The sequence below is a fragment of the Anaerorhabdus furcosa genome, from assembly GCF_900167375.1.
GTDB classification, from domain to species: Bacteria; Bacillota_I; Bacilli_A; order Erysipelotrichales; family Erysipelotrichaceae; genus Anaerorhabdus; species Anaerorhabdus furcosa.
The window spans coordinates 1-24,961 of record NZ_FUWY01000011.1 but is presented as its reverse complement, the minus strand read 5'-3'; the positions used below and the strand labels follow the sequence as shown (position 1 = coordinate 24,961).

Sequence of the window (24,961 nt, the reverse complement as noted above, 5' to 3'; positions counted from 1 at the left end):
GGATAAATCATGAAAATTGTTAAAAAGATTGCACAAATCATTGTAAAAGAAGGTTACAAGTGTGCAGAAGAGAAATCAAAGTATAGAGCATATGAGCCAAGACCAATAAAGAAAAAATAAAGGAGAAAATATCAAATGAAGAAATTACTAAAAATGCTATTATGTATGTTATGTGCTATTAATGTGCTAAATGTGACAAGTGCTTTTGCTGAATCTGATAATGAACAAAATTACTCAGTAGAAGAAATAATTATTGATATGATTGTTGATAAGAATAATATTGATGAAATTGCTGAAGAATATGATATTCCTTTGGAAGTTCAACAATCAATAATTGACATGTATGAAAAAAATCCTAGCTCAATAGTGACAATCTCAAATATTGATAATAGGGGTAGCAGAGCTGCATCGGGTGCATGGGGACCAATAAGAAGTTATGGAAAGTATCAAATGAGAGATTGGATAGTATCTGGAACTGCATCTACAGGTTCTAAAAGAGTTAAAAGTGGTATCAACACTTCTAAGTTCGCTGATAAAATTGGGTTTGTAGTAGCGGGGTACTATTTAGATGCGATGTATCCATTTGCAACAATTGTACTTTCTGTACTAGATGCTTTTAATGTTGGAAATCAATATACTGCTGACGGTTCAGATAAATTAGATGTTTCTATTAAAATTACTACAAAAGAAAAATTTACATATGTAGTACTGGGAAATCAAAAGATGTTAGGAGCAAAAAGCTATTATACAGTTTTAAATGAAGGTGCTTGGACATTTTACTCAGAAAGTAAAGCTAAACATTATCAAAAAATTGTAACCTATAATAAAGTTTATACAACATCTACATATGCTTTTCCGGATGGTAGAGCATCAACTAGTTTTGGAAGTGGTGGATATATAGATGAACCACCAACTGTCAAAATGGGAGAAGCTATATTCTACTTGTATTAATTATATTTGATTATAAATTTGTATTTTAACTGTTTTTGTTACTTAATTACGCTGCCTATTTTACGGCTATGGAGATTTTATGAAGAATATTAAAAAAAATAAAATAGTTGCTTTTCTACTACTTATTGTTTTAGGAGTAGCAGTGATATCGCTATATTTTTCTAAATCAATAGATATATCATCAGATATTTCCAATTCGTCTAAAATCATAATAATTAAACGTAATTATGATTCACTAGGAAATGTAGAATTTCATTCTAAACAATTGAACAATGAAGAGATAAAATCGTTGCAAAAAAGTATCGGAAATAGCTACCTATTTTTTAGAAATATGTCATCAGGTTACTATGGACTTCCTTATTTACCTATAATTGAGTATGAGATAAATTTCATTAAAGATGAAAAAAATGACAAAACAATTCAGATTTTAGAGAATGGTGAAATTTCTAGTGGTACAATAACGTATTATTGTTTCGAAAGTAAGCAATTATATGAAAAGATAGATAAATTCTATGACAATCTAGATATGAATAGTAATTAGCTCTTGATGAAACTCATTAGCTAGATTAATGTTTGATATGATTTTGATATGAATCTATGTGTATAGGGTGGAATAGTTGAACTACACGGATTCTGTAACATCGTATGAACAATATAACATCTAGAGTGCAAATTTAGGTAATCCTTTCGAGGACGCCATTGAAATTTAAGTCCCTTAAACAGGGGCTTTTTTCATGCTTAAGTTAGAAATTATATGATTTTATTTTCTATACTTTGATTCAATTGTGTGAAATAGCCAATGTTTAAAGCCTTTTTTACACATCACCTTCCAAAATCTTGACACGTTTTCAAAATATTTGGGCTTTTTTGGGCATTTTGACGCAAATATAGAAAATTTACCAATTCTAAGCACATAAGAAAACTCCTCAATTAAGAAAGAGTTTGAGGAGTTAATTGAACATTATTGAGTACATTGAGTATTTCTTTCTTTTTACTTGGAAACAAGTGACCATAAACGTTCTCAACCATTTGTTTGGAGTGACTGGTAGATATTTAAGATATATTTCTTATGATTTGTAATAATCTATTTTAGATAAATTTATCTCATCTCTTTTTTACCAAACCGAGTTACTGCTATCATAAACATGAAGGTAAAGATTAAAATTGCACATGGCAGAAATGGAAATAATTCAAATGATCCATTAATGCTATCTGTAGTAAAATCATGTAAAGAACAGGAAACTAAATAACCACTATAACAATATGGGTAAACAATCCAAAGTGACGTATTTGCTGCCAAAATTCCAGGTATAACAAGTAATAGATTTAATCCGACAGATAGTAGGGGTTTTTCAAATAGAACTGTAATTGCCCACATTGATGCAACACAAGGTAACATGGTTAAAAATAATCCAGTACACCATTTCAGAAGATACATGAATGGTAGCGCTTCTATGATTCCTGAAGTATTAGTTACTATAAGTCCTGCGATTATAAACACAATTAGAAATACTAACATTTCCAAAAATAAGTAGAATAAAAGCACACAAAACTTTGCGGCAGAAAGTGCGTAACGGCTTACTGGTAAAGCTAGCATTTTTAATATTCCGTTATTTTGTGTTTCATGTCCAGCAATCATGACACAAACTACAATCATACTAAGTGGTAGTAAGTAATAAGCGTAAACTAAAGCACTTTGTATAAACATTGCTGCCCAGGTATTTGTATATTCAGAGGTAAAATAAGCTTGCAAATTAGCTATACCAGATGTGATTACCAGTAGCGGGGCAACGAAAATCAAAAGCAAAATTTTTCCTCGCTTAACTTTCATAAACTCAATTTTAATTAGTTCCAAAAAATTCATTTTCATACACCTCCTTACTCATAACGAATATTTTTAGTTGTCCATAATCCTGCGAAAAAGAATAGAGTTGTTTCAATTAGAGCTATAAGTGAAACAGTTAAATTTGGTTGTGCACTCATAGCTATAGCAGGCTTTAGCATCACAATAAAGGGATGTATCATAAATAATGTTATATTAGAGTTTGCTAATGCCATACCACTTAAAAATCCCGCTACTCCGATTCCAAGCGGAATCCACATATTTTCAAAACGAGATGATACAAAAAGCATAAAGGATAATACAGGCATTGTAGTAACGAAAGAATACCCTGTAAATTTTATTAATGTGCTGATTTCAAATGTACCTTGTGGTAAATCGGTAATGCCTATTTGTGTAAGAGCTAAATTTTGAAAGCAGATTGCTACAAAAAGTAAAAATGTTATAATTACGAATTTACATAAATATATGGATGATACCTTTATAGGTAACATATACATTTTTTTTACAGCACTTCCTTTAAATTCCATGTTATAAATCATACATGTTGCTACAATGATTCCAAACATATTCAAAACCATAATCATTCCGTATAGCTGTGTTAGAAGAACATCCATAGGGGATAAGGGTAAGCTTAATAGCGTATCTTTTCTAATGATAAAGTTAATAAAAACGTATGCTGCGCCTAAAATACCTATTAAAATCATTAAAGATAAAATTCCTGTACGCTTTTCTTTGCGAAACTCAATTGCAAGTGTTTTCATAGTTTTGCTCTCTGTTTTCTACTTTTGTTATCTTTTCCTATCATTGATAAAAACATATCTTCCAAGTTATCAGTTGCAAAACCGACTTCTAATGCGGTTTGTCGTAATTCATCTAAACTACCCTCGAATAACAATCTACCATGATTTAGTATTCCGATATCATCAGCAATTAATTCAATTTCAGAAAGCATATGTGATGAAATTAAAACTGTGCAATCATAAATAGCGGGTAGTGATTTAATCAAATTTCTGATTTCATGTATACCGGATGGATCAAGTCCATTTGTTGGTTCATCCAAAATTAGAATTGGTGGTTTTCCCAATAATGCACCTGCAAGTCCTAAACGCTGTTTCATTCCTAAAGAATATTTTTTAGCAAGACGATTGCTAAATTCTGTAAGACCAACAAGCTCTAATGATTCATCAACAGCACTTTGAGGCAGTTCTAAAATACGACGAATAATATCGAGATTTTCTCTACCAGTTAAGTTTGGATAGAATGAAGGGGATTCGATAAACGAACCAACTTCTTTTAAAATCGAAATACGATCATTTGGGAAGGTCTTTCCATCAATAGAAAATTTACCATTAGTGGGTGCTGTCAATCCCAACAACATTTTCATTGTGGTAGATTTTCCCGCTCCATTTGGACCTAGAAAACCATAAATACTTCCCTTACGAATATGAAGAGAAATATCATTGACAGCAGTAAAATGTTTGTATTTTTTTGTTAATTCTTTTGTTGTAATCATATATTCCATAATAACAACTCCTTTCACTAACTACATGATATAATCTCAACCTTGCACTAACATTCTCTCTACCTTACATTAACCTTACATTTTCTCTTAGATACAAAAAAACATATTGCTATATGCTACAATGTTTAAAAGAAAAGTAGGTATTTGTATGGGAAATGAATATTTAAAAAATAAAATAATTATGCTTGTTGATGATGAACAGGATTTGTTAGATATGGTTGTGTCTATTTTAGAGGAGGATGGGTTTCATAATATCTATACGGCAAAGAGTGTTGAACAAGCAATTGTACTTGCTGAAAGCTGTCATCCTAATTTTGCAATACTTGATATTATGCTTCCTGATGGAAATGGATTTGATTTAATGAAAAAACTAAAGGGAAATAATGATTATCCTATTTTATTTCTTACTGCTCGAGGAGAAGATGATGATCGATTTAAAGGATTTGGTTTAGGAGCAGATGATTATGTGGTGAAACCTTTTTCACCAAAAGAGTTATTATTCCGCATTATGGCTATTTTACGAAGGAGTTATAAAGAGGAAAACCAACTTGTTCAATTACGGGATAGTCAAATTGATTTTGATAGAGCCGAGATTATTAAGAATAACGAACGTATCCCATTAACCGCAAAGGAACATGATATCTTGTCTGTTTTATATCGTAATGCAGGACGTATCGTCACAATGGATGTTTTGTGTGAAGCAGCTTGGGGAGATAATCCATTTAGCTATGAAAATTCTTTAATGGCACATATTCGGCGTATTAGAGAAAAAATAGAATTAAATCCATCGTGTCCTATCTCTCTAGTAACAGTTAAACGTTTGGGATATAAGTTAATTGTGGAGAGAACATAGCATGAAAAGTATACCTAAATTAATACGACGTTTTGTCGGTATAATGATGACTAGTATTATACTTCTCATTGTTATAAACATTATTTTTTACATTTCTATATTTTGGAAATATACAACACATGATTCAGCTTGGGATATTGCAGACAAAGCTGCTAAAAGTATTCACTTAACGGATAATGGCTATGCTTTATCTGATGAAATAGTAGGCGAACTAAAAAAACGGAATGTTTGGGGTATTCTTATAGATGATAATACACATGAAGTAATTTGGCATACAGAAAAGTTACCAAACAACATTCCAAAACAATATACATTATGGGATATTTCAGATTTATCACGTGGGTATGTAGAAGGGTATCCTACATTTACAGGAAAAACTGAAAACGGATTATTAGTATTGGGTTATCCAAAAGACAGTTATTGGAAACTGATACATGCAAGTTGGAATTATGATTTCATTGCAAATCTACCCAAATATGTATTTTTTGCATTATGTGTAAATATATTTTTGATGTTTATTATCTACGTTATTACTAATTCAAGGTTATTACGGTCAATTAAACCAATTACAAATGGAATAAAAGATTTATCAAGTGGTGAACCTGTTCATATTGAAGAAAAGGGCGTATTGTCTGAACTTGCAACAAATATTAATAAAACATCTAAAATATTACAAGATAAGACAGAAAAGTTGAATAAAAAAGAAACTGCCCGTGCTAATTGGATAGCTGGAGTTTCTCATGATATTCGTACACCTTTATCAATGATAATGGGCTATGCTAGCCAATTAGAAACTGCGCAGGGGATAACTGAAGAAGAGCGAAAAAAGGCATCTATAATTGTAAAGCAAAGTGATCGAATAAAGAGTTTAATTAATAATCTTAACCTCGCTTCTAAACTTGAGTATAATATGCAACCACTAATGATGAAACAAGAAAACATAGTTGCTATTATCCGCCAGGTTGTTGTTGATTTCATTAATATGGAAATAGATGAAAAATTTTCATTTAAGTGGGATACAGACGAAAATTTATTTGTGTGTGATATTATTCTAGATAAAGATTTATTAAAGCGTGCTGTGATTAATCTTATTCAGAACAGCATAAATCATAATGATAATGGATGCACTATTTATGTATCTGTTTATGAAGATAATAATGATTTTATTATTTGTGTTGAAGATAGTGGTATAGGTGTTTCTGAAGAACAAATAGTTAAACTTAATAAGACTCCTCATTACATGGTATGTGACAACAATACCACTGAGCAAAGACACGGGTTAGGGTTATTGATTGTGAAACAGGTAATAAGTAATCATAATGGAAAAGTTTTGATTGATCATAGTAAATATGGTGGCTTTAAAACTTTATTAATAATACCAAAATCAACATGTATAAATTCAAAATAGTTTTTATATTTTCTAATTATATGGAAATCAGAATTCTGGAATTACAGGAAGTGGTAATAATAATTTTACAAATCATGGAGCTAGTCAAGCTGGAACAAGTTATGATTCATTTAAAGCATTTAAAAAATGCTAATCCAGTAAAAACTCAAGGAAACCAGTGGAACCGTATTGTAGAACAAAACCAAGCTGGAAAATCAGTTTCAGTGTCCAGCAGATAAATAATACTAACAATCTAATTGAATTGACACCTAGCAGCATAATTAATTATCTGGATTTTATAGTTCTAAACCCGATTTCACTGGTGGGTTAACGGTGAGAGATTGGCTCGCAGGGCAGAGTTTTGAAGCTCAGTATAATTTTGGTATAGACAAGTTAAAAGAATTTGGCTCTATGAAATAGTGGAGAAAAACATATGACAAGAAAAAAACAATTAATGGAATACCTTAATGAATTTATTGAATGTAGTAAAATACAAGGTGAATGAATGTTGAATGGTCATTTTAAAGCAGGTAATAAAGCATACAAAAAAACAGAAGCAATACTTAATATTGCAAAGAATGATGAAGAAAAAGAGAAGTTTTATACTATGCTTTTGAATACTGCTACTGATGCAAACATATTAACAAAGTGTTGTGCTCATATGTTAAGACTGAGCATAAATACAGAAATAGCAAGACAAAAATTAAATAGCATTGCAAAGGACAAAACAATTCATCCTTTACTAATGTCAAATGCCAAATTATTTTTACAGGAAGGGGATAAGGGAAATATTAAATCAATAGTATAGATATTAAAAGCTCTCTAAACTTTAGTGGGGTCAGTAAGAAATGACCATTAAACTTAAATGGGGTCAAAAGAAAAAAAGAAAGCTAGACCAAGAGAAAAAGGTTTAGCTTTTCATATGCGAACAACAATTAAATCAATTTATTATAAGAACTTCTAGGGTTCATTTTGTTTTTCTTAGAACGACAGGATGAATTCAAGGTAAAAGCAATTGTTTTATTGAAGCAATAGATATAGATAGCACGACATCAAAACTTTTGAAAATTTCTAACACCATTAGAAACAAGTTCAGTCTTATCGATTCTGCCATTCATATTTTCCATAGGTCCATTACTCACTCTTCTGCCTTTAACAAAGTGAAATGAATTAAGTATGTATTCTTTATATTTAACAAGCATAGTGGTAATCGATATATATTCCATGATTTCAGAATTGGCAAAATCGTGAATAAGAGTATCTAAAACATCTCGGGCATTATCGAAAGTACAAGTATCATTAAAGAAAAGATAACGAGAATAGAGTTCATAAGCAAGATTAAGTTTTGGATCAATAGCAAGAATTAAGTTAAGTATCTGTCTATAATTAATGTAACAATTAAGTACATGATTCAGTTTAGCTTTATTGTCAAGATTTACATTTTTGTGGGTTAATAACCAATTCCATTTCTTGAGTAAGTAGTAGTTTTTCCTATTTTCACGATTCGACTTATCTTGGTCTAACTTTTGTTTAATGTGATTCATAATTTTGATACGAATCTCATCAAAAGCGCAATTTCATGGGGTTCTACATTGAGTAATAATTTGATAAAATCTTCAATAGGGATAGTATTCCTCCTTCCTAATAGTGTGATGTTCGCAACAACATTCTATTACGGAAGTTTTTTATTTTAAATGTATCCCCACTAAAGTTTAAAGTACTAAAATAATAAGAACAATTAAGGAAGTTCATTTTTCATAATACAATTGGAAGACAACTAAAAAGGAAGTTTTATGTTTTGATACTTTTTAAAATCTCATTGTAAAAATCTGCAATAAATTATTAGTAATATGTACCTAAAAGAATAGGCGGGGTAAGAATGATGAAAATCTAAATATTCTCATACTAATAGAAAGAAGGCGACTATGAATAAGTTATTAAACAATTATTTTAATGATTACGAAAACTCAAAGAAAACAATAGATGATTAAGAAATGCTTGTTTTACCACTATATAAAAAAGAATATTTTTCCGTTTTTATTCTTATAGTCCATTGAAGCGGGTGTCTCACTTGCTGGATTAGGGATTACTTTCTTTGCAGTGATGATGTTATTATAAGAGTCAATCCGATTCTATCTGGTTAATAAAAGAGTGAAAACATGTACAAGAGAAATCACATACAAAGGGACTTTTTTTAGTATTGATGATGTGAATTTCAGCATAAATGAAATGAAGAAAACAATGATGACTTCACCAAGAAAGAAAAGTGACTCAATATATCAAATTCATTATTTTATATCTTTGGAATTACAAGATACAAAGAAAATAAAATTTTGGATTGAATCAAAAGCATCATTTGAAGACTATTTTATGTTGTGTGAGTTTTTTACTAGTGCAATAATGTTGTGCCCAGAAAAGTTAAATTTCAAGTAAATAAAGAAATAAATATTAATTATAGAAGGAGGATTCAAAATGTATTTAGATGCAGTATTCAGCATATCTCCCCAAGGTATAAAAAGCCTAAAGGATATTGAAAACAATAGAAGGCTCGATTATATTTTAGGGATTGGTGAAGATGATAGTTTTACTAAACATATGATTAACATAGGAGATTTTAGTAATACAACGAACTTATTTTACTATTTATTGTTGTCTCCAGAATTAAACCTTTCAGAATTGGAAGAAGCGAACACTGAAGCGTTATATAAAGATGAATATTTTCATATTTTACACATTAACAATTTCATGACAAAAAGTTTATATAAAAAAATACAGGAAATTGAATTGGATTATATAAGAAGTATAATGGATACAGCTAGTATCATGGATGTCCATTCAACGTATACAGGACTTGGAAAATTTCTCGAAATAAAAGATTTGATAGAAGAAGCAGTTTCAAAGAATGCTAATCTTTTGCTCATAATACGATTTAAGTAGTTATATTCGTATGTATTCTCTAAATAGTGGAATCCTATTATTAATTATTACTTATCAAGCTAAAAAGAGTTGATTTATCAACTTTATTATAATAACCAAGTGTATTCGTGAAAAAAGTCCAATAGAAAATGTTATAATAGCAAAAATGGAGGTTAAACAATGAAAGAGTATGGTTACATTAGAGTCTCTTCAAAGGATCAAAACCCAGATCGTCAATTTATTGCTCTTGAAGAGGTTGGGATTCTTAAAGAGAATATATACATTGATTTTGAATCAGGAAAAGATTTCAATCGAAAGAATTATAGAAAACTTATTATGAAAGTTAAAAAAAAGATACATTAACTATAAAAGCAATTGATCGTTTAGGTAGAAATTATGATGAAATTATTGAACAATGGGCGTTTCTTACAAAGAAAAAGGAAATTGATATAGTTGTTCTTGATTGCCCTATTTTGGATACACGAACGAAAACGAATGGTCTCACAGCAAAAGTGATTACTGATATATTTCTTCAATTAATGTCTTACGTTGCACAGATTGAAAGAGATAACATAAAACAACGTCAGCTTGAAGGAATATCGGCAGCAAAAGCAAAAGGTGTTAAATTTGGGCGTCCTAAAATGGCCATACCAGATGAATTTCCAACTGTCTATGAAAGTTGGAAAAAGAGAACGATTAGTTGTAGAGAAGCCGCGAGACGACTTGAAGTAAACCGTAATACTTTTTTAAGGTGGACTGAGAATAAAGAAAATGATAAGTAGAATTTTCTTGGTATAAAAACAATGTGATTTATTTATTATTACAATAAATGGTTCTTAATGTAGACTTTAGTAACCATACGATTTCAAGTTAAAATAACTTAATAGAGAACAGTTGGTCATAATCACGCTTACTGTATGGAAAGACAAACTATCGTGGTGATACCCTTATTTTACAAGCTTTTCAGCCATGTTTATTGAATTGATCACGCATTTGTTATGCGGATCTTTTTTTTACGTTCTAATTTTATCATTTGCGCATATAAAAGTCTACGATTATGACCATTATACATAAATCGTATATGGCTACATAATAAAAAGACTCAAATGAGTCTAGTTATTGACCAAAAATTGTCCCTTTTTGTAAAGAGGTATAAACAAGATACATATCGTTTGTTTGTATGCCATCCAAAGGATAGCAAGTCATTAAGGTGAGAGTATGGTCGCTTTTGTGAGCTGTTGCTTTCTGATTCCAAACATCCTTTGTATGATCGTAAATGTCAGTGCTATCAACAACATACACATAACGATCAACATCTGTTTCTACAATAAGTTTATCGCCTGTCTTAAGATCAGGGAGATTTTTAAATAATTGGTAATTATGAGCACCAATGCTACTAACTCCTGATTCTCCGAACATAGCGTAATTCCCTGCATGTCCAGAAGTAGTAATATGCCAATTATTGTTTACAGGATTGGCACCGTAGTAAACTGGCAACTCATAAATTTCCATTTTAGGAATTGTGATAGTAGCGACAATATCACCATCGTGATATTCAGCGGTGTTGTATCTTACATGCTTGATAGTATGGTTATTCCAATCGTTTTTGTATTTTTCCATAGTTTCAACTTTATCTTGATTCATTTGTGCAAAGGTGAGTGGAGTGTGTGCGACTTTTGGAAAAATAGCAATACTTAGTCCAACAATGCATGTTGCAAAACTTGTAAATATATGATATTTGCTTAACATTTGATTTCACCTCTGTTCGATTAAAGCATATCAAATCTTAAATGTTCAGACAAGAGGAAAAGATAAAATTCAGGGAAGGATGATAAAAATGACAAAAATTGGAATCTGTGATGATAATTCTACATTGCTTCAAAAGTATCAAAAAATGGTAGATGTAGTATCAAAGGAATGTGATTGGAAAATAAAATCTTATGCATTTAATGATGGAGAAGATGTACTGAAGATGTTGATAGAAGATGAGGAGTGCTTAGATATTCTATTTCTTGATATTTTGATGCGTAAGATGAATGGCATTGAAACAGCAAAAAAAATTAGAGAAATAAATAGTAAAGTTATCATTATCTTTTTAACATCAAGTGAAGAATATATATTCGAATCCATAGGTTTAAGTGCAATGGCATATTTATTGAAAGATCAATTAACAGAAGATACATTCAAACAAACATTATCTAAAGCAATTGGAATTGTAAATGAGTCAAAAAATGATGTTTTGCAATTCAAAAAAAGTGGTCGCATGTACAAGCTTTCATATCAAGATATCTGTTTTGTGAAAATCTATAAAGGCTATTGTTATATTCATCATTGGGATGGAATTATTTATGAAAGTGCTGATGCATCAATAGCTAATGAATTAATTGAAAATGGATTTTTTCAAGTGAATGAGCAGTATTTAGTTTCGTTACAGTATATTGGAAGGATTGAGAAAGACCATATTGTACTATCAGATCAAAGTAAAAATGAAATCCCAATTGATAAGGAGCTAAGTAAACAATTAAAACTAACCTTTGCAAATTTCATGATCCAAAAAGCGAAGAGAGAAATCTCTAATGGTAATTAATAAGCAAATGCTGTGTATTGTATATAGTGTATGTATTTTCCTTAGTTTATATACAATGTATTTAGGATTTCGTAAAATATTTAAAATTAAAAAATCCAAAATCATATCAAGCATCTTTATTTTGTTTACTAGTGTTATTCTTTCCATAGGTATTAGTATTATACCTAATTTACCTGCAACATATACTTTCGCGTTCTTCCTAATTACTATGTTGTATTGTGGAGGCTTTAAATTTTCTTTGAACCAAAGCTTTTTCGTAGGATGTTTCTATGTTTTCCATCTTATGGCATTTAAAGGTATTGTTCTAGGAAGTATGTCATTGATCCTAAAGATAAACACATTTATGGTGTTGCAGGATGTAGATTATAATATGATGGCAATTATCATTATACAAATACTATTATTTATTACCTTTATAATTTACATACAAATAATGAAAATACAGAATATCAGGAGTTTTTTAATTAATAGAAAGCAATTGATACATGTACTAGGCTGTCATATTGCTATATTACTATTTATGATATTCAATACTTTTACATATTATTATAATCTTGAATTAGTATGGGTGTCGATATCACAAATAATGATAAGCATTATACTATATGTTATTTATATGGTTGTGTTGGATTATGGAACACATATTGCAGATTTACTCCAACATAAAATGCGTGATCAAAAACAATTAGAAACAATACAATCACAATTAAGGCAACAAAACTCACTCTTAAAAATCACAGACATTGTGAATGTGTTCAAGCATGATTATAGAGAACAGATGTTAACGATTGAGGAATGCATCGAAAATAATCGTTTAAAAGATGCAATAAATGTATTGCAGAAAAATTGCTTATTTCAGCTAGATAAATTACCACATACCCAAAAATATTCGAATAACGTTATTATCAATTCACTTTTGATTAATCGACAGGAAATATGTGATGAAAAAGACATTCAAATGGATGCGATAGTTTTTTATCCTCAAGATTTGTCTATAACCGAAAGAGATCTTCACGAAGTATTACGAGTTGTTTCTGATAATGCGATTGATGCAAATGAAAAACTTGATAAGGAAAAAAGATTTATGAATTTAAAAAGTAATGTGGAGAAGCAATGGCTTAATATTCACATTGAAAATCCATATAGTGGAGTCATTTTATTTGATGGAGAAAGACCAGTATCTTCTTATGAACGAGAAGACGATGAAGGTATGGGTTTAATATACGTTGAAGAACTATTAGAGAAACACGATGGTATCATACGCTATGAAAATGATAAAAAGAACAAAATATTTAGTGTGTATATGTTGATTAGAATCGATGGATAATCGGAAAGGGAGAAATATACTATGAAGCAAGATTGGAATCATTACATTGGAGATTTAAAAGTAGGAAGACAAAATTTAGGTGAAGAAATGCCTGTAGTCGTTTATCGTTTATTTGAATTTACGATGAAAGAATCAATTGCGGATAAATATGGAAAAGAGGTTGCAATTGAACTATTTCGAGATGCAGGAAAGAAGGCTGGAAAGAGAATTTGTAAAGAGTTATTAGATGTAACACAGGGATTTACAGACTTCATGTCTTCGCTGGAAGAAGTGATGCTTTCTTTAAAAATTGGAATTTTACGAATAGAAGAAACAGACAAGGAAAACAAACATATTGTTATAACAGTAAGCGAAGACTTAGACTGCTCAGGACTACCTATGACAGGAGAAACGGTATGTAATTATGATGAAGGTTTTTTAATGGGAGTGTTAAAAGAATACACGGGGCAAGAATATGATGTGATTGAAATTGATTGTTGGGCTAAAGGGGGACGTGTTTGTCGTTTTAAGGCAAATATTGAATAGAAAGAGAAGGCGAATCCATGAAAAAGGATATAGAACTTCTTTGTGATTATCTTGAATGGATTTTGATTCATCCATTAGAAAATCAACAACTAACACTTCAAGATTCAGAGATGATGAGATTATATCAAACTATTGAAAAGTTTGTTGCAATCCTTAATCGAAATTATGAGATAACAGAGAATATTTCAGAAGGAAAATTGGACTCTGAGGTTGGCAAGGATAATCTTTATGCAGGTCCATTGATGGAATTGCAATCTATTTTAAAACATTTGACATGGCAACTAGGTCTGGTTGCAAATGGGAAACTCGATATGCAAATTCATTTTCTTGGAGATTTTTCAAAAACATTCAATCGCATGATTGCGCAATTAAAGGAACGAGAACAAGCCTTACTCGAAAATGCAAAATTAACAGAGGCACTTAATAATCAACAGTTTGAGATATTGGAAAAGGAACTTCAAGATCAAGCTGAGAAGTATACTCAAGTGATTGATTCAATGGAAGAATTAAGGAGATTCCGCCATGATATGAAAAACCACTTTATGTGTATTGACTCCTTGTTATTAGATGACAATATGCAGGGGGCTAGAGATTATATTCATTCTATTAATAATATTGTAGCAAGTTCATTCACATTAGAAACAAATGATAATTACATATTTAATGCGTTGATTGATGAAAAATTGAAAGTAGCATCACAATTAGATGTGAAAATCAAAAAAATAATTGCAATTAATCGTAGACTTGATATCAAAGATGTTGATATATGTATTTTATTTGGAAATGCACTAGATAACTGTATTGATGCTCTAAAAAAGGTCGAGCAAGAAAAACGTGAACTATCAATTACTGTTATTTTAGTTGAAGATACACTATCTGTTGAAATTGCAAATACATTCGAAGAGCCAGTAAGGATGGATGAAAGTATTATTCAAACGACAAAAAGTGAAAAACATAATCATGGTATTGGATTAAAAAATGTAAATGCAACTGTAGAGAAATATGATGGAGAAGTAAATATTGATATTAAGAATAATATATTCAAGCTGATTGTAGTTTTATGTAAAGTTTAAAACTATTCTTATGCAATAAATTATCAACGGTATGTACCTTAAAGATGGAAGGAGTGATACATGATATGGAAGATGGAATGAGAATTCAATATTATATTTTCAGAAAAAAATTATTGCTAATAAACTTTTATAGGAAGAAAGAAATGAGTTATGAAGATATTGCGTATGTGCTTAGTAGACACACAAAAATCATAAAAACATATTGTACGACATTATTATATGATGCTTGATGGTGAAGTGAGGTGAAACGATGTTAGAGAAGAAAAAAGAATATTTTGATATTAAATATGTAATTCAGCTTCAAAAAGGGGACAAGGATGCTTTCGATTTTATTTTTAATTATTATAGACACCATGTGTACTGGACTGGCATCAACTTCTTTTCTAACGAAGAGAAAGCGAAAGATCTTGTACAGTCTGTCTTTTTGGAAATATATCAAAATATAAATCAATTAAAAGAACCTACTAAATTCTATCCATGGATGAATCGCATTGCTTACACAAGATGTATGCAAATGCTGCGATATGAAATGAAAGACTCTCTACATTATACAAATGATTTGGGAGATGAATTTGTAGATGATTTCATAGAAGACAAGAGAAGTGATGATCCAATCACATATGTCCAAAAAGAGCAAATCAAGGAAATTATAATAAAAGAAATAGAGGAACTATCGCCAAAATATAGAACAATTTGTTATTTGAGATTCTTTGAAGATCTTAGTTATAAGGAAATCAGTGAGATTACACAAGTACCATTAGGAACTATTACAAACTATATAGGGCGATTAAAACCTAAACTAAAAAAAGCTTTAGAAAAACATGGATTTCATAGTGCAAGTTGTTTAAGTCTTATTATGATGCCGAACATAGTAGAATACTTTGAAGCATTTATTGAATTAAGAGAACCTTTGTCTGAGTTAGATTCTAAAGAGTTGCTACAAAATGTAAAAAAGTCAAAGAGGAAATTAAGCAAAAATGTAAAAGACCCTTGGCAGGTAGCTGCCTATGGATATATTGGAGTAGCATTGATGCTTCCTATGGGAGTAGGAGTATTATCGAACGAAAATATAACTAATCTAGATGTGAAAAACATAAGTGGTGCTGTCATAGAAAAAGTGAATTATCCAACGGAACTAACAAATGCTCCTTTTCAGTTACAAGTGAAGACATCAAGTAATCAATATGATGAAATCCTGTTGAATCGTAGTAGCAACTTAGTGGTATATGAGAATGGAGAATACAAAATTAGTTTAGTGAAGAATAACGAAGAGATTGATTGTAAAACCATATCTATTACAAATTTAGATACGGATATACCAATTATAACGAGACAATACTATACCGAAGGGAATTTATCATTGTACATAGATGATACAGATAGTTTAATCGATTTTGATAAAATTGAGTTTTATGAGGATGGGATTTTAACAAATAATTTTGTACTAAATAAAGAATTGAAAGAAATTTATATTTCGAAAGATGTTGAAAGCAACAATGTGTTGAAAGTTCCGGATATTGCAGGGAATGTAATGGAAGTAAATGTTATTTTTTATGAAATAATTGCAACAAAATAATCTTTTATTGCACCAGTAGTATGTGAGCGAAAAACTTTAAAGATTGGAGAGGTATTTATGAGAAAGAAAAAAATTGGTTCATTATGCAAAAAATTATCAATAGCTATGTTATGTATATGCAGCATAAACGTATGTATTGATTCTGAATTTATATCTTATATTCAAGGGGAGACAATAGAAATTCAAAGTACATTTAGTGAAACTTTATCGGAAGATAAGAAATCATCAAATATACAACTTACCATTGATCCTAAAGAAAATCAATTGATTGAAACAATTACTTTACCAGACGGTACAGTGATAGATGAAACTTTCATGGATAAGATAAGTGATCGAAAAGTGCAGGTTACATATGTAGCAAATGAAAATGATACATATAAATTTGTTGTAGATTATGTAGAAATGAAAGCACTACAAAATGAAGAATCTAAGAGTGCTACGGTGGAAGAAAATTCATCTAATGATGTTGTGGAGGATAAAAATTCTCCTTCCTATACAAAAGAAGAACATCAAGAGACACTCACCTATACAGTAAGTGGCATTGAGAGAACAGAAGAAAAACAAAAAGAGGAGACAGATACATCAGAGACAAAAGATATAACGTCTTCTCCCGAAAGTAGAAGTGACTTATTATCGTTAACTACGAATAAAGAAGGCGGCTGGAAATGGTGGGTTGATAATCAAACTGATATGACAGCAGGAAATACACATTTACAATATACTATGAAAGTAATGACTGATGCATCGGGTGTAAGTGAAAGAACGCTTAAATTTGCATTAGGAAATGAAGATGGAGGAGTTTTTAAAATTGTAGAGATTGCGAAAGATCCAACGGTTATAAAAAGCGCAGTAATTGCGAGTGACAATAGAAGCGTTGAATTAGTTATAAATAATTCTAATATTCCAACAACTGGGTGGACATTAGATGTTATTGCTATGCCTGAGGGGAAGGATGTTCGAAAAACCTATGTAAAAGGCAACCCAGTTTATGGAACTTATATCGGACAAAAGTTTTACGATAATCAAACCTTCGGTGCTTCTGCTTCCTTAACGGAAGGTGATAAAACCATTACTGCCAATATAGATTTTTCACTTGATTTGCTTTATACAGAAACAGGTGGAGAAGAAAGTAATGATTGGATTTTGGTTAATGGGCTGTTTACAAATATGAGCGATAGTGTAAGGAGTCTAAGTAAACTGGAAGTGTTAATGGATGGTAGACTGGGCTATAGTGGACAAAAAGCAGATGGATATTTAGGGGTAAAAACAACAGAACTTATGCATATGCCTGCTGGGGATGTAAAACAGAATATTTATACTCCCGCAATTTATGGAACAAAATTAGAGATGGAAGCGATTGATAAATCAAGCGCTACTGGTGTTGTAGGCTTACAGACTAAAGCGACATGCCCTATATCTGGCGCTTCGTATTATATAAACATGCCTGCAGATAAACAACGACCGTTAGCACCTGGTGAATATGAAGCAGATAAAAATGCAACAATTGAATGGTATCAATTGAAATATGACCCTATAACAAAAACTCTTTCAAAAGTGAAAAAAGTAATTGACTATGGCAAAATGAAGGTTACGGTTCCTGAATTTACTATTAAAAATAAAGTAAGATTTAATGAACAGGCAACAACAGTTGATGCGACAACCAATAGTATTCCTTTAAAATATTTGACAGATGGTGGACTGGATGCATGTGATTATAATAATGGAACCTTGACCTTTATAATTCCTGAACATTTCAATTTAGAAGGGCTTGCGGGTACGAATTTGTATACAAGTATTAAAATTACGTACAAAGATGGAAGTACAGCAATTGTAAATACTGCAGAAATGAGCGGAGTTGAAAAAACGAATTTATCCAAATTAAGTGATAAAAAAATAGTCGAAATCGAGTGCAAGTTAACCGAGAAAGGTATAATTGGACCATTTGATAAAACGGTAAATATATTTCCAATGTCCGACATACGTCAGACATTATATGGAAAATTTACAGATCCAGATGTAACTACAGACTCAAGAGATGAACCTGAAAAAAATAAGATTATCATTGAAGGTATTTTCGCTTCTGAAGACAAGAGTATAACAGCTAGTGGAAAAATTAATGCGCTATTCTATGATTTGGGAAAACCAATCGATAAACCATATATAAGCACTACAGATACAACACTACTGTTTGATAGTGGTAAACAATCTTATAACGATAGTGAGGCATCGTTTCAAAGTATTGTATTAGGGTTTGGTAAACTTAAGGATTTAGGCTCAGATGGCTTGACCACAAGTAGTCAACGTTATAAAAATTTAGATATAATTTTGTCGCCTACGATTGATCCGTCAAATGAAGCAGGAGATAATCAATGGAAAACTATACAATCCTATATGTTTAATCAGGCATTTGGTAACATCCCTGGCTCTAAATCGCTTGTTTACTATAAAGATGCATGGATAGAGTATACATTAACTGGAGAAACTTCACCAAGAAAAATATATATTAGTAAAAACGGTACTCTTCAGGGGACAGGAACAAACTTTCGTGAAATCTTTCCAGGATATAATGCGGAAAAAGATATCTTTTTAACTTCTCTAAAAATACATTTTGAAGAAGTGGGTATCCCATCGAGATTGAGTGCTACATCACTTTCTTCTATTTTTGCGATTGGTTATAATATGGATCGCAGATGGGTTTCAGAAAATCCTAAATATGCTGGCAAAACGAGGATTGAGGCTAGCTGGACATCAACGATTACATATGATGGGCAAACAGATGAACATGTTACTATATCAAACTATAAGTATTTTGTTTATGGAAGTTCCGCAATCCGCACCCCCGACACAAACATTCAAAAAGTTGGCGTCTATACTCCTACAACAGCAACGAAAGGCGTATTTATTCCAAATGATATAAAGATAACAATGCCTTTTTCAGTGAATAAAGGCAGCTCACAAAGAGCCCTTTTAGATGGGAAAGAATATGCTACACCTTTACCGAATGGTACCAAAGTATATTTAAAGCTTAACTCAACATACTTTAGTTATTATGGGTCAACCCTAGCAAGTAATCCTGACTCTCTCGTTGACCTTGTCAAAGACAAAAATGGAGATTCTTGGTTAGTATATGATATGAAAGGAATAATTCCTTCTTTACAAAATGGCTCAGATAGTTTTAGTGTTTCAATACCATCAAATACCATCAGACCTAATATAGCAGCTAAATCGGGTCAACAATATAATGTTTTTACTGAGGTATATGTAGACTTACAACCATTGGAACAAATGAGCACTGACGATAATATTGGTCATACTGACTATTTCTATGATACGTCTATTACATCTTTGTTAAAGCCAGATGTTTGGGGGATAGCGAATGATTCAAATGGATTGGTTCCAATAAAAGTAAAATCATCAACGCAAATTACTACAGCTGCAGCATCACAAGAAAATTTGTATATTTTATCAGGAAAAAATGATAATTTTCTGATGGAAGGTATTCATTGGAAGGCAAATGAAACAAAGCAGTTACAGGCAAATATACAACTAGGAACAACCACAAAGTATTACGATGAATATGAACTTTTTGTTCCTATTCCGCAAAAAGATGGAACAAGTGTGAATGTTGAGTCAAGCATTACGAAGAACAATACATTTACAATGCATGTGGAAAAGGTCAATTTACCTAGTGGAGTAACAGGAAGCGTAAAATATTATGATACAGAAGATGGAACTGGTACCTCTTCTTCAACACCTGATGAAAACACGAAATCTATACGAATTCTTTTAACGGAGTTTACTGGTAATGTAGAGGTTGGTTTAGAATTGTATACAAATGAAGAGCAAACTTATGAACTAGCAGATTTATCTTCTTCTTTTATAACAGCAAAATCTAGTTACAAGTATTATGTTGTTGATGATACTACGGGAAATATAGATTATACAACATTATTATCAGGGACCGCCCAAAGCAAGAATTTCGGAGAATATACATTTAATTGGTATGTATTGAGTGGAAAGATATTCGTTGATAATTTAAGTAAAATACCTGATGGTTTGTATAATACTGGAGACACCTTATATGATAAAGATACATTTACATTTAAGGATCTAATAGATAATAAAGATTACACAGCGAAAGTGAATCTAAATAACGGAGAATATAGATTACGTATACAACCTAAAAAGACCACATATGAAATAGCACCAGTAATAGTCGATGAAGCAAAGTATGTTTTAAGTGTTTATACGAGTTCTTATGCAAATGATGATATCAATACAAACTTCCCACGCGACTACAAAAATGAAGGTTCTAAGTTTACAGCTGATACATCGGGGTTGAGTGCAGAAAATGGGATAAAAGATTTTATGAAAGCTAATGTAGGGCTTTATAAGCAACCCACAATTACATCAAATATATTCCCGTTCCGCGTAAAAGTTGGAGAAGAATTAAATGCAACAATCACTTCTTCAATTGGATCACATTTTGATAAGATAGAAGCAATCGATGGAGAAATGTATGGAAGATTTTCGTCAAACAAAGAAGTTGATGTGGACAATGCACAGACAATTGGGAAAATAAAATTTGAAGGCACAAAGGAAACATTAGATACTGATGATAAAACGAGTATTTATAAATCGTTTGAAGTAACAATTAATAATTTCTTTGGAGAGAAAGTAAAGAAATCTGGACTTTACCAAGTATATAAAGACCCATTTGTGACTTTTATGAGAGATGTTGTTATTGATGGTGATACATATACTGGCACTTGGGAAAGTTCTGAAAATCCACTAAGTAAAGAGATAATTACAAAATCTTCAGGAGATGATTCTGGTAAACAAATAATTACCAATGATTTGGTTCCAAAAGTTGCATTTGTTGGATATACGATGAGTGGTTGGACACTAACAAGAGATGGAACTCTTGTAAAAGATAAAATTAATGACTTTACTGGGATTGAATTAGAGAAGTATGATATTCTTTATCCTTCATGGGAAGCAAATAACTATACCATAAAATACGATAAAAACACATCGAGTGCTATGGGCACCATGGAAGATTCCAATCATATCTATAATGCAGAAAAGACTTTGTCTAAAAACAACTTTAGTTATCAGGGATATACTTTCAAAGGTTGGAGTAAGTCTAAGGCTGGAACAGTAGATTATACAGATGAACAAAGTGTGAAAAATCTTACTAGCATAAAAGATAAAGAAGTTGAATTATATGCTGTTTGGGAAGCAAATTCATATGATGTTGAGTTCATTGCTAATGGAGCTGACGGATCATCAACTATGAATAATCAAAGCTTTGTTTATGATAAAGCTCAACCTTTAACAAAAAATAAATTTACGAAAACAGGATATACATTTATAGGTTGGACACTACATGCAGATGGTACGGGTTTGATGTATAATGATGAGGCACTAATCAAAAACTTAACTACTCAAGCAGGTGGAAGTGTCAATCTTTATGCACAGTGGTCCATAAAAAAATTCAGTGTGACATTCGATAGTAATGGAGGATCAACTGTTGATAATTTAGAAGATATACCATATGATACGAAGCTAGCGAGTCTTACAATTCCGAAAAAAGCAGGATACGATTTCGAAGGCTGGTATAAAGATGATAAGTTATTACAAAAATGGGATTTCGACGCGGACACAATCACATCAAATACAACTTTGTATGCGAAGTGGAAACTCAAGAACTATAGCGTAACTTATGATAGTCAAGGTGGAAGTTCAGTGGTAGCTAAAACTGAAGTCAAATATAGTGATAAAGGGTTACTACCAAGTGATCCTGTAAAAGAGGGTTATACCTTTAAGGGATGGAAGTATGGTGATGTAGTTGTAATATCGACTATGAGCTATGAAGATTTAGTGCATGATGACTCAATTATGAGTATCCAACTTATTGCACAGTGGGATATAAATTGGTATAGCGTAAATTTTAAGTTTGTAGGTGATAACATTCCTAAAGATGTTACTTGTCCATCAAGTATTACTGTTGAACATGGTACTTTGATTGTTCAACCGAATATTAACACGCCAGCAAATTGGACGTTTAATGGGTGGTATAAAGATAAGGAATGTAAAGATAAATTTGATTTTATGCAACCTATTACAAGTGAAATAAGTTTATATGCAAAATGGGAGTATGAGAAGACATCGGTTCCAGAAACAGGAACAACTCCATCCGATACTAATGACGCACCTATGTCAAATACATCTATAAAAACACCTAATAAAGATACTACGATGGCTCCTGACGAAAAAACGATGGAAAAAGAGTTGGCAGTAGCAGTGAGTAGGGATATACCATTAAGCGTTGCTAAAAAAGGCATTACAGATGAAATTCTACGACAATACATCACAGCAACAACAAAGAATGGTGCAGTAGGGTTTTCAATAGTGTCTCATACGGTTCTAGCGGAAGTAGGAAACTACAAAGTAATCATCCGATTAGACAATGGTCAAGAACTTATCGTCAATGTGCGAGTGGTTGAAGATAGCGTAGAAAATTTTGAAAAACCAAAATACGGGAATGAACATACTTGTTATATTCATTGGATTACATTGTTGTTATTAGCTGGATACAGTTTTTATAGTATCGTGGTTATAGTGAAGTGCAGAAAAGAAAATAAGGAATTAGAAACTGCCCTGAATAAATTTGAAGGGAACTAGATATTTATGAGAGGAGATGAGTAGATGAAAATAAGAACGATTATATCATCTTTGTTCTTGATATGCATTACTATTCTATTCTATTTTGGTTATTGCGAATGGGATGTTTGGTTCTATATATCCAGTGTACTAATCACTGTTGTGTTTATGTTTGTTTTCATTAGACAACAAAAAAAATACACAGAATTAACAAAACAAAAAAACGAACTAGATATTATGTAAAGCAAAATCAAAGTCTTTAAAAATTTGTAGGGATAAGCTATAAAAAAGTGTGGAAAGACTATAAATGATTATGTGTTTATTATTCAAGAAATAGTGTGAAATTGATATAAAAATATATGTTAAAAAGGGCGGGTATCCGCTAAATAGTGCGGACCCATGAAAAAGTGGCACTTTATGATGGGGAGTCGCTATGTTGTATAGTGTGCAAAAAAGATGATTTAGTTTAATAACTATGGACCTTTAAACTTTAGTGGTGTCTGTAAGAAATGACCACTAAACTTTTATGGGGTAAGTAAGTAATCAAAGGGCAAAATCATGAAAATGGTTTAGACTGAAAAAAACGACTCACTTTTAGGTTCAAAGATTAGGATTTCAGAAAAAAATATGAAAAGATAGATATTTAGTGAAAAAATCACAGTATCCATCTTTTTGTCTATGCACAACTTCTGTGATTTCAATATCTTCATCTTTTATATCTAGAAATTCTATGATATCATTTGACATTGTTATTGATGTTGAGCATAGACTGTTCAATGATAAGGAAAAAAGAAGGGATGTAAACTTTTTCAGTTTATTACCTTCTTTTTCGTTGTTTATTTCTCAAACCCTAAAGTTTGACCCTAAAAGTGCCGAACCCAAAATTTTTTTGGATAGCCAAGTCTTTTTTTATACTGTAAATGTAATAATTCAGAAAAAAACTGAAGTATGTATATCGCTCAATGATAATACGTTGCTTTAGTATATGTTGGTAATACTAGTTTGATACGATTTTGATCTGAAACTGAGTGTACTGTATAGAATGGATGGACTGTGCAGATTTTGTAACACTAGATGGACGATATAACAATAAACGCACAATTTTAGATAATCCTTTCGAGGACGCCATTGAAATTTAAGCCCCTTAAACAGGGGCTTTTTTCATGCTTAAATTAGAAATGATATGATTTTGATATGAATCATGAAATATATGAGAATAAGTTAAGTTTATTATCTTGATACACAATAATGATTATATTGATAAGGAGAAATGGGTAAATTTATTGGTTAATGAATGAAGGTTAAATCTAGAAATTGTGATTTTATCATATGAATACGAAAACTTTGATATAATAAAAAAAGGGAGATATTCTTATGAAGATTGCTGTAGTTGAAGATAATGTAGAATATTCTGATTTACTTTATCAAAGATTGATTAATCAAAATACCAATATCCATTTTGAGATATTCAATGATGGAGAAAGTTTTTTGATGAAAGAAGTGAATTTTGATTTAATTATTTTGGATATTGAATTGCCAGGAATTGATGGTATAAAGTTGTCGAAATCAGTTATAAATAAGAAGACAAAGATTGTTTTTTTGACTTCTACTTCTGATAGAGTATATGAAGCTTTTGGAGAAAATGTTCTTGGATATTTACTTAAAAGTAATGATATTGAAGTAAATATTAATCAACTCAGCAAATTTATAAATCAAATTCAGGTAAGAACATCCA

20 protein-coding genes and 1 pseudogene are annotated in these 24,961 nt (G+C 31.1%); 16 read left to right on the top strand and 5 right to left on the bottom strand.

Features of this window, described 5'->3' with window-relative positions; translation table 11 throughout:
* The first annotated feature begins 135 nt into the window (after window positions 1-135).
* Window positions 136-951, top strand: a complete 816-nt coding sequence (locus tag B5D14_RS12015) for a hypothetical protein (RefSeq protein WP_078712877.1) — start codon at window positions 136-138, stop codon at window positions 949-951.
* A 79-nt stretch (window positions 952-1,030) separates the two neighbouring features.
* On the top strand, window positions 1,031-1,492 hold the full coding sequence (locus B5D14_RS12010) for a hypothetical protein (protein ID WP_078712876.1): 462 nt from the start codon (window positions 1,031-1,033) through the stop codon (window positions 1,490-1,492).
* 558 nt (window positions 1,493-2,050) lie between these two features.
* On the opposite strand, the gene B5D14_RS12005 is transcribed toward B5D14_RS12010, so the two are convergent.
* The 3 genes from B5D14_RS12005 to B5D14_RS11995 are packed head-to-tail and all read right to left on the bottom strand — an operon-like array spanning window position 2,051 to window position 4,316.
* The gene (locus tag B5D14_RS12005; protein ID WP_078712875.1) at window positions 2,051-2,815 is read right to left on the bottom strand and encodes an ABC transporter permease; all 765 of its coding nucleotides are present in this window, start codon (window positions 2,813-2,815) and stop codon (window positions 2,051-2,053) included.
* 14 nt (window positions 2,816-2,829) lie between these two features.
* Complete coding sequence (locus tag B5D14_RS12000) at window positions 2,830-3,555, bottom strand: ABC transporter permease (protein ID WP_078712874.1); 726 nt, start codon at window positions 3,553-3,555, stop codon at window positions 2,830-2,832.
* Window positions 3,552-4,316, bottom strand: coding sequence for an ABC transporter ATP-binding protein (locus B5D14_RS11995; RefSeq protein ID WP_078712873.1), 765 nt, complete (start codon window positions 4,314-4,316; stop codon window positions 3,552-3,554). Before B5D14_RS11995 ends, B5D14_RS12000 begins: the two co-directional genes overlap by 4 nt.
* 148 nt (window positions 4,317-4,464) lie before the next feature.
* On the opposite strand from B5D14_RS11995, the gene B5D14_RS11990 reads away from it, so the two are divergent.
* The 3 genes from B5D14_RS11990 (at window position 4,465) to B5D14_RS11975 (ending at window position 7,364) form a co-directional block, all read left to right on the top strand.
* The gene (locus tag B5D14_RS11990; RefSeq protein WP_078712872.1) at window positions 4,465-5,169 is read left to right on the top strand and encodes a response regulator transcription factor; all 705 of its coding nucleotides are present in this window, start codon (window positions 4,465-4,467) and stop codon (window positions 5,167-5,169) included.
* A 1-nt stretch (window position 5,170) separates the two neighbouring features.
* Window positions 5,171-6,577 carry a sensor histidine kinase gene (locus B5D14_RS11985; protein ID WP_078712871.1) on the top strand — a complete coding sequence of 469 codons (1,407 nt, stop codon included), beginning with the start codon at window positions 5,171-5,173 and terminating at the stop codon, window positions 6,575-6,577.
* A 484-nt stretch (window positions 6,578-7,061) separates the two neighbouring features.
* A complete protein-coding gene (locus B5D14_RS11975) occupies window positions 7,062-7,364 on the top strand; it encodes a hypothetical protein (protein WP_078712869.1) in 303 nt (100 codons plus the stop codon).
* A 244-nt stretch (window positions 7,365-7,608) separates the two neighbouring features.
* Here the strand turns inward: B5D14_RS11975 and B5D14_RS11970 are convergent, their stop codons facing one another.
* Window positions 7,609-8,115 carry a transposase gene (locus tag B5D14_RS11970; protein WP_280940292.1) on the bottom strand — a complete coding sequence of 169 codons (507 nt, stop codon included), beginning with the start codon at window positions 8,113-8,115 and terminating at the stop codon, window positions 7,609-7,611.
* Between the two features lie 592 nt (window positions 8,116-8,707).
* Between B5D14_RS11970 and B5D14_RS11965 the strand changes: the two genes are divergently transcribed.
* The 3 genes and pseudogenes from B5D14_RS11965 (at window position 8,708) to B5D14_RS11955 (ending at window position 10,254) form a co-directional block, all read left to right on the top strand.
* Complete coding sequence (locus B5D14_RS11965) at window positions 8,708-8,989, top strand: hypothetical protein (protein ID WP_078712867.1); 282 nt, start codon at window positions 8,708-8,710, stop codon at window positions 8,987-8,989.
* Window positions 8,990-9,028: 39 nt separating this feature from the next.
* Entirely contained in the window at window positions 9,029-9,493 is a 465-nt protein-coding gene (locus tag B5D14_RS11960; protein ID WP_078712866.1) for a hypothetical protein, read from the top strand.
* 159 nt (window positions 9,494-9,652) lie between these two features.
* Window positions 9,653-10,254 (top strand): annotated as a pseudogene (locus tag B5D14_RS11955) (recombinase family protein).
* 334 nt (window positions 10,255-10,588) lie between these two features.
* Here B5D14_RS11955 and B5D14_RS11950 read toward each other — a convergent pair.
* Window positions 10,589-11,221 (bottom strand): sortase, encoded by a 633-nt coding sequence (locus tag B5D14_RS11950; RefSeq protein WP_078712865.1) that lies wholly within the window; start codon window positions 11,219-11,221, stop codon window positions 10,589-10,591.
* Between the two features lie 88 nt (window positions 11,222-11,309).
* Here B5D14_RS11950 and B5D14_RS11945 point away from each other — a divergent pair, with 88 nt between their 5' ends.
* From B5D14_RS11945 to B5D14_RS11905, 8 genes are all read left to right on the top strand, one after another.
* Window positions 11,310-12,059, top strand: a complete 750-nt coding sequence (locus B5D14_RS11945; protein WP_159443804.1) for a LytR/AlgR family response regulator transcription factor — start codon at window positions 11,310-11,312, stop codon at window positions 12,057-12,059.
* A gap of 586 nt (window positions 12,060-12,645) precedes the next feature.
* On the top strand, window positions 12,646-13,386 hold the full coding sequence (locus B5D14_RS12185) for a GHKL domain-containing protein (protein ID WP_159443803.1): 741 nt from the start codon (window positions 12,646-12,648) through the stop codon (window positions 13,384-13,386).
* Between the two features lie 21 nt (window positions 13,387-13,407).
* Window positions 13,408-13,911, top strand: coding sequence for a V4R domain-containing protein (locus B5D14_RS11935; RefSeq protein WP_078712862.1), 504 nt, complete (start codon window positions 13,408-13,410; stop codon window positions 13,909-13,911).
* Window positions 13,912-13,928: 17 nt separating this feature from the next.
* Window positions 13,929-14,984, top strand: a complete 1,056-nt coding sequence (locus tag B5D14_RS11930; RefSeq protein ID WP_078712861.1) for a sensor histidine kinase — start codon at window positions 13,929-13,931, stop codon at window positions 14,982-14,984.
* Window positions 14,985-15,234: 250 nt separating this feature from the next.
* On the top strand, window positions 15,235-16,560 hold the full coding sequence (locus tag B5D14_RS11925) for an RNA polymerase sigma factor (protein WP_078712860.1): 1,326 nt from the start codon (window positions 15,235-15,237) through the stop codon (window positions 16,558-16,560).
* Between the two features lie 57 nt (window positions 16,561-16,617).
* Window positions 16,618-23,247, top strand: coding sequence for an InlB B-repeat-containing protein (locus B5D14_RS11920; protein WP_078712859.1), 6,630 nt, complete (start codon window positions 16,618-16,620; stop codon window positions 23,245-23,247).
* Window positions 23,248-23,271: 24 nt separating this feature from the next.
* A complete protein-coding gene (locus tag B5D14_RS11915; protein WP_078712858.1) occupies window positions 23,272-23,469 on the top strand; it encodes a hypothetical protein in 198 nt (65 codons plus the stop codon).
* Between the two features lie 1,131 nt (window positions 23,470-24,600).
* The coding region (locus tag B5D14_RS11905) for a LytR/AlgR family response regulator transcription factor (RefSeq protein ID WP_143254444.1) at window positions 24,601-24,961 on the top strand (361 nt) is incomplete at its 3' end.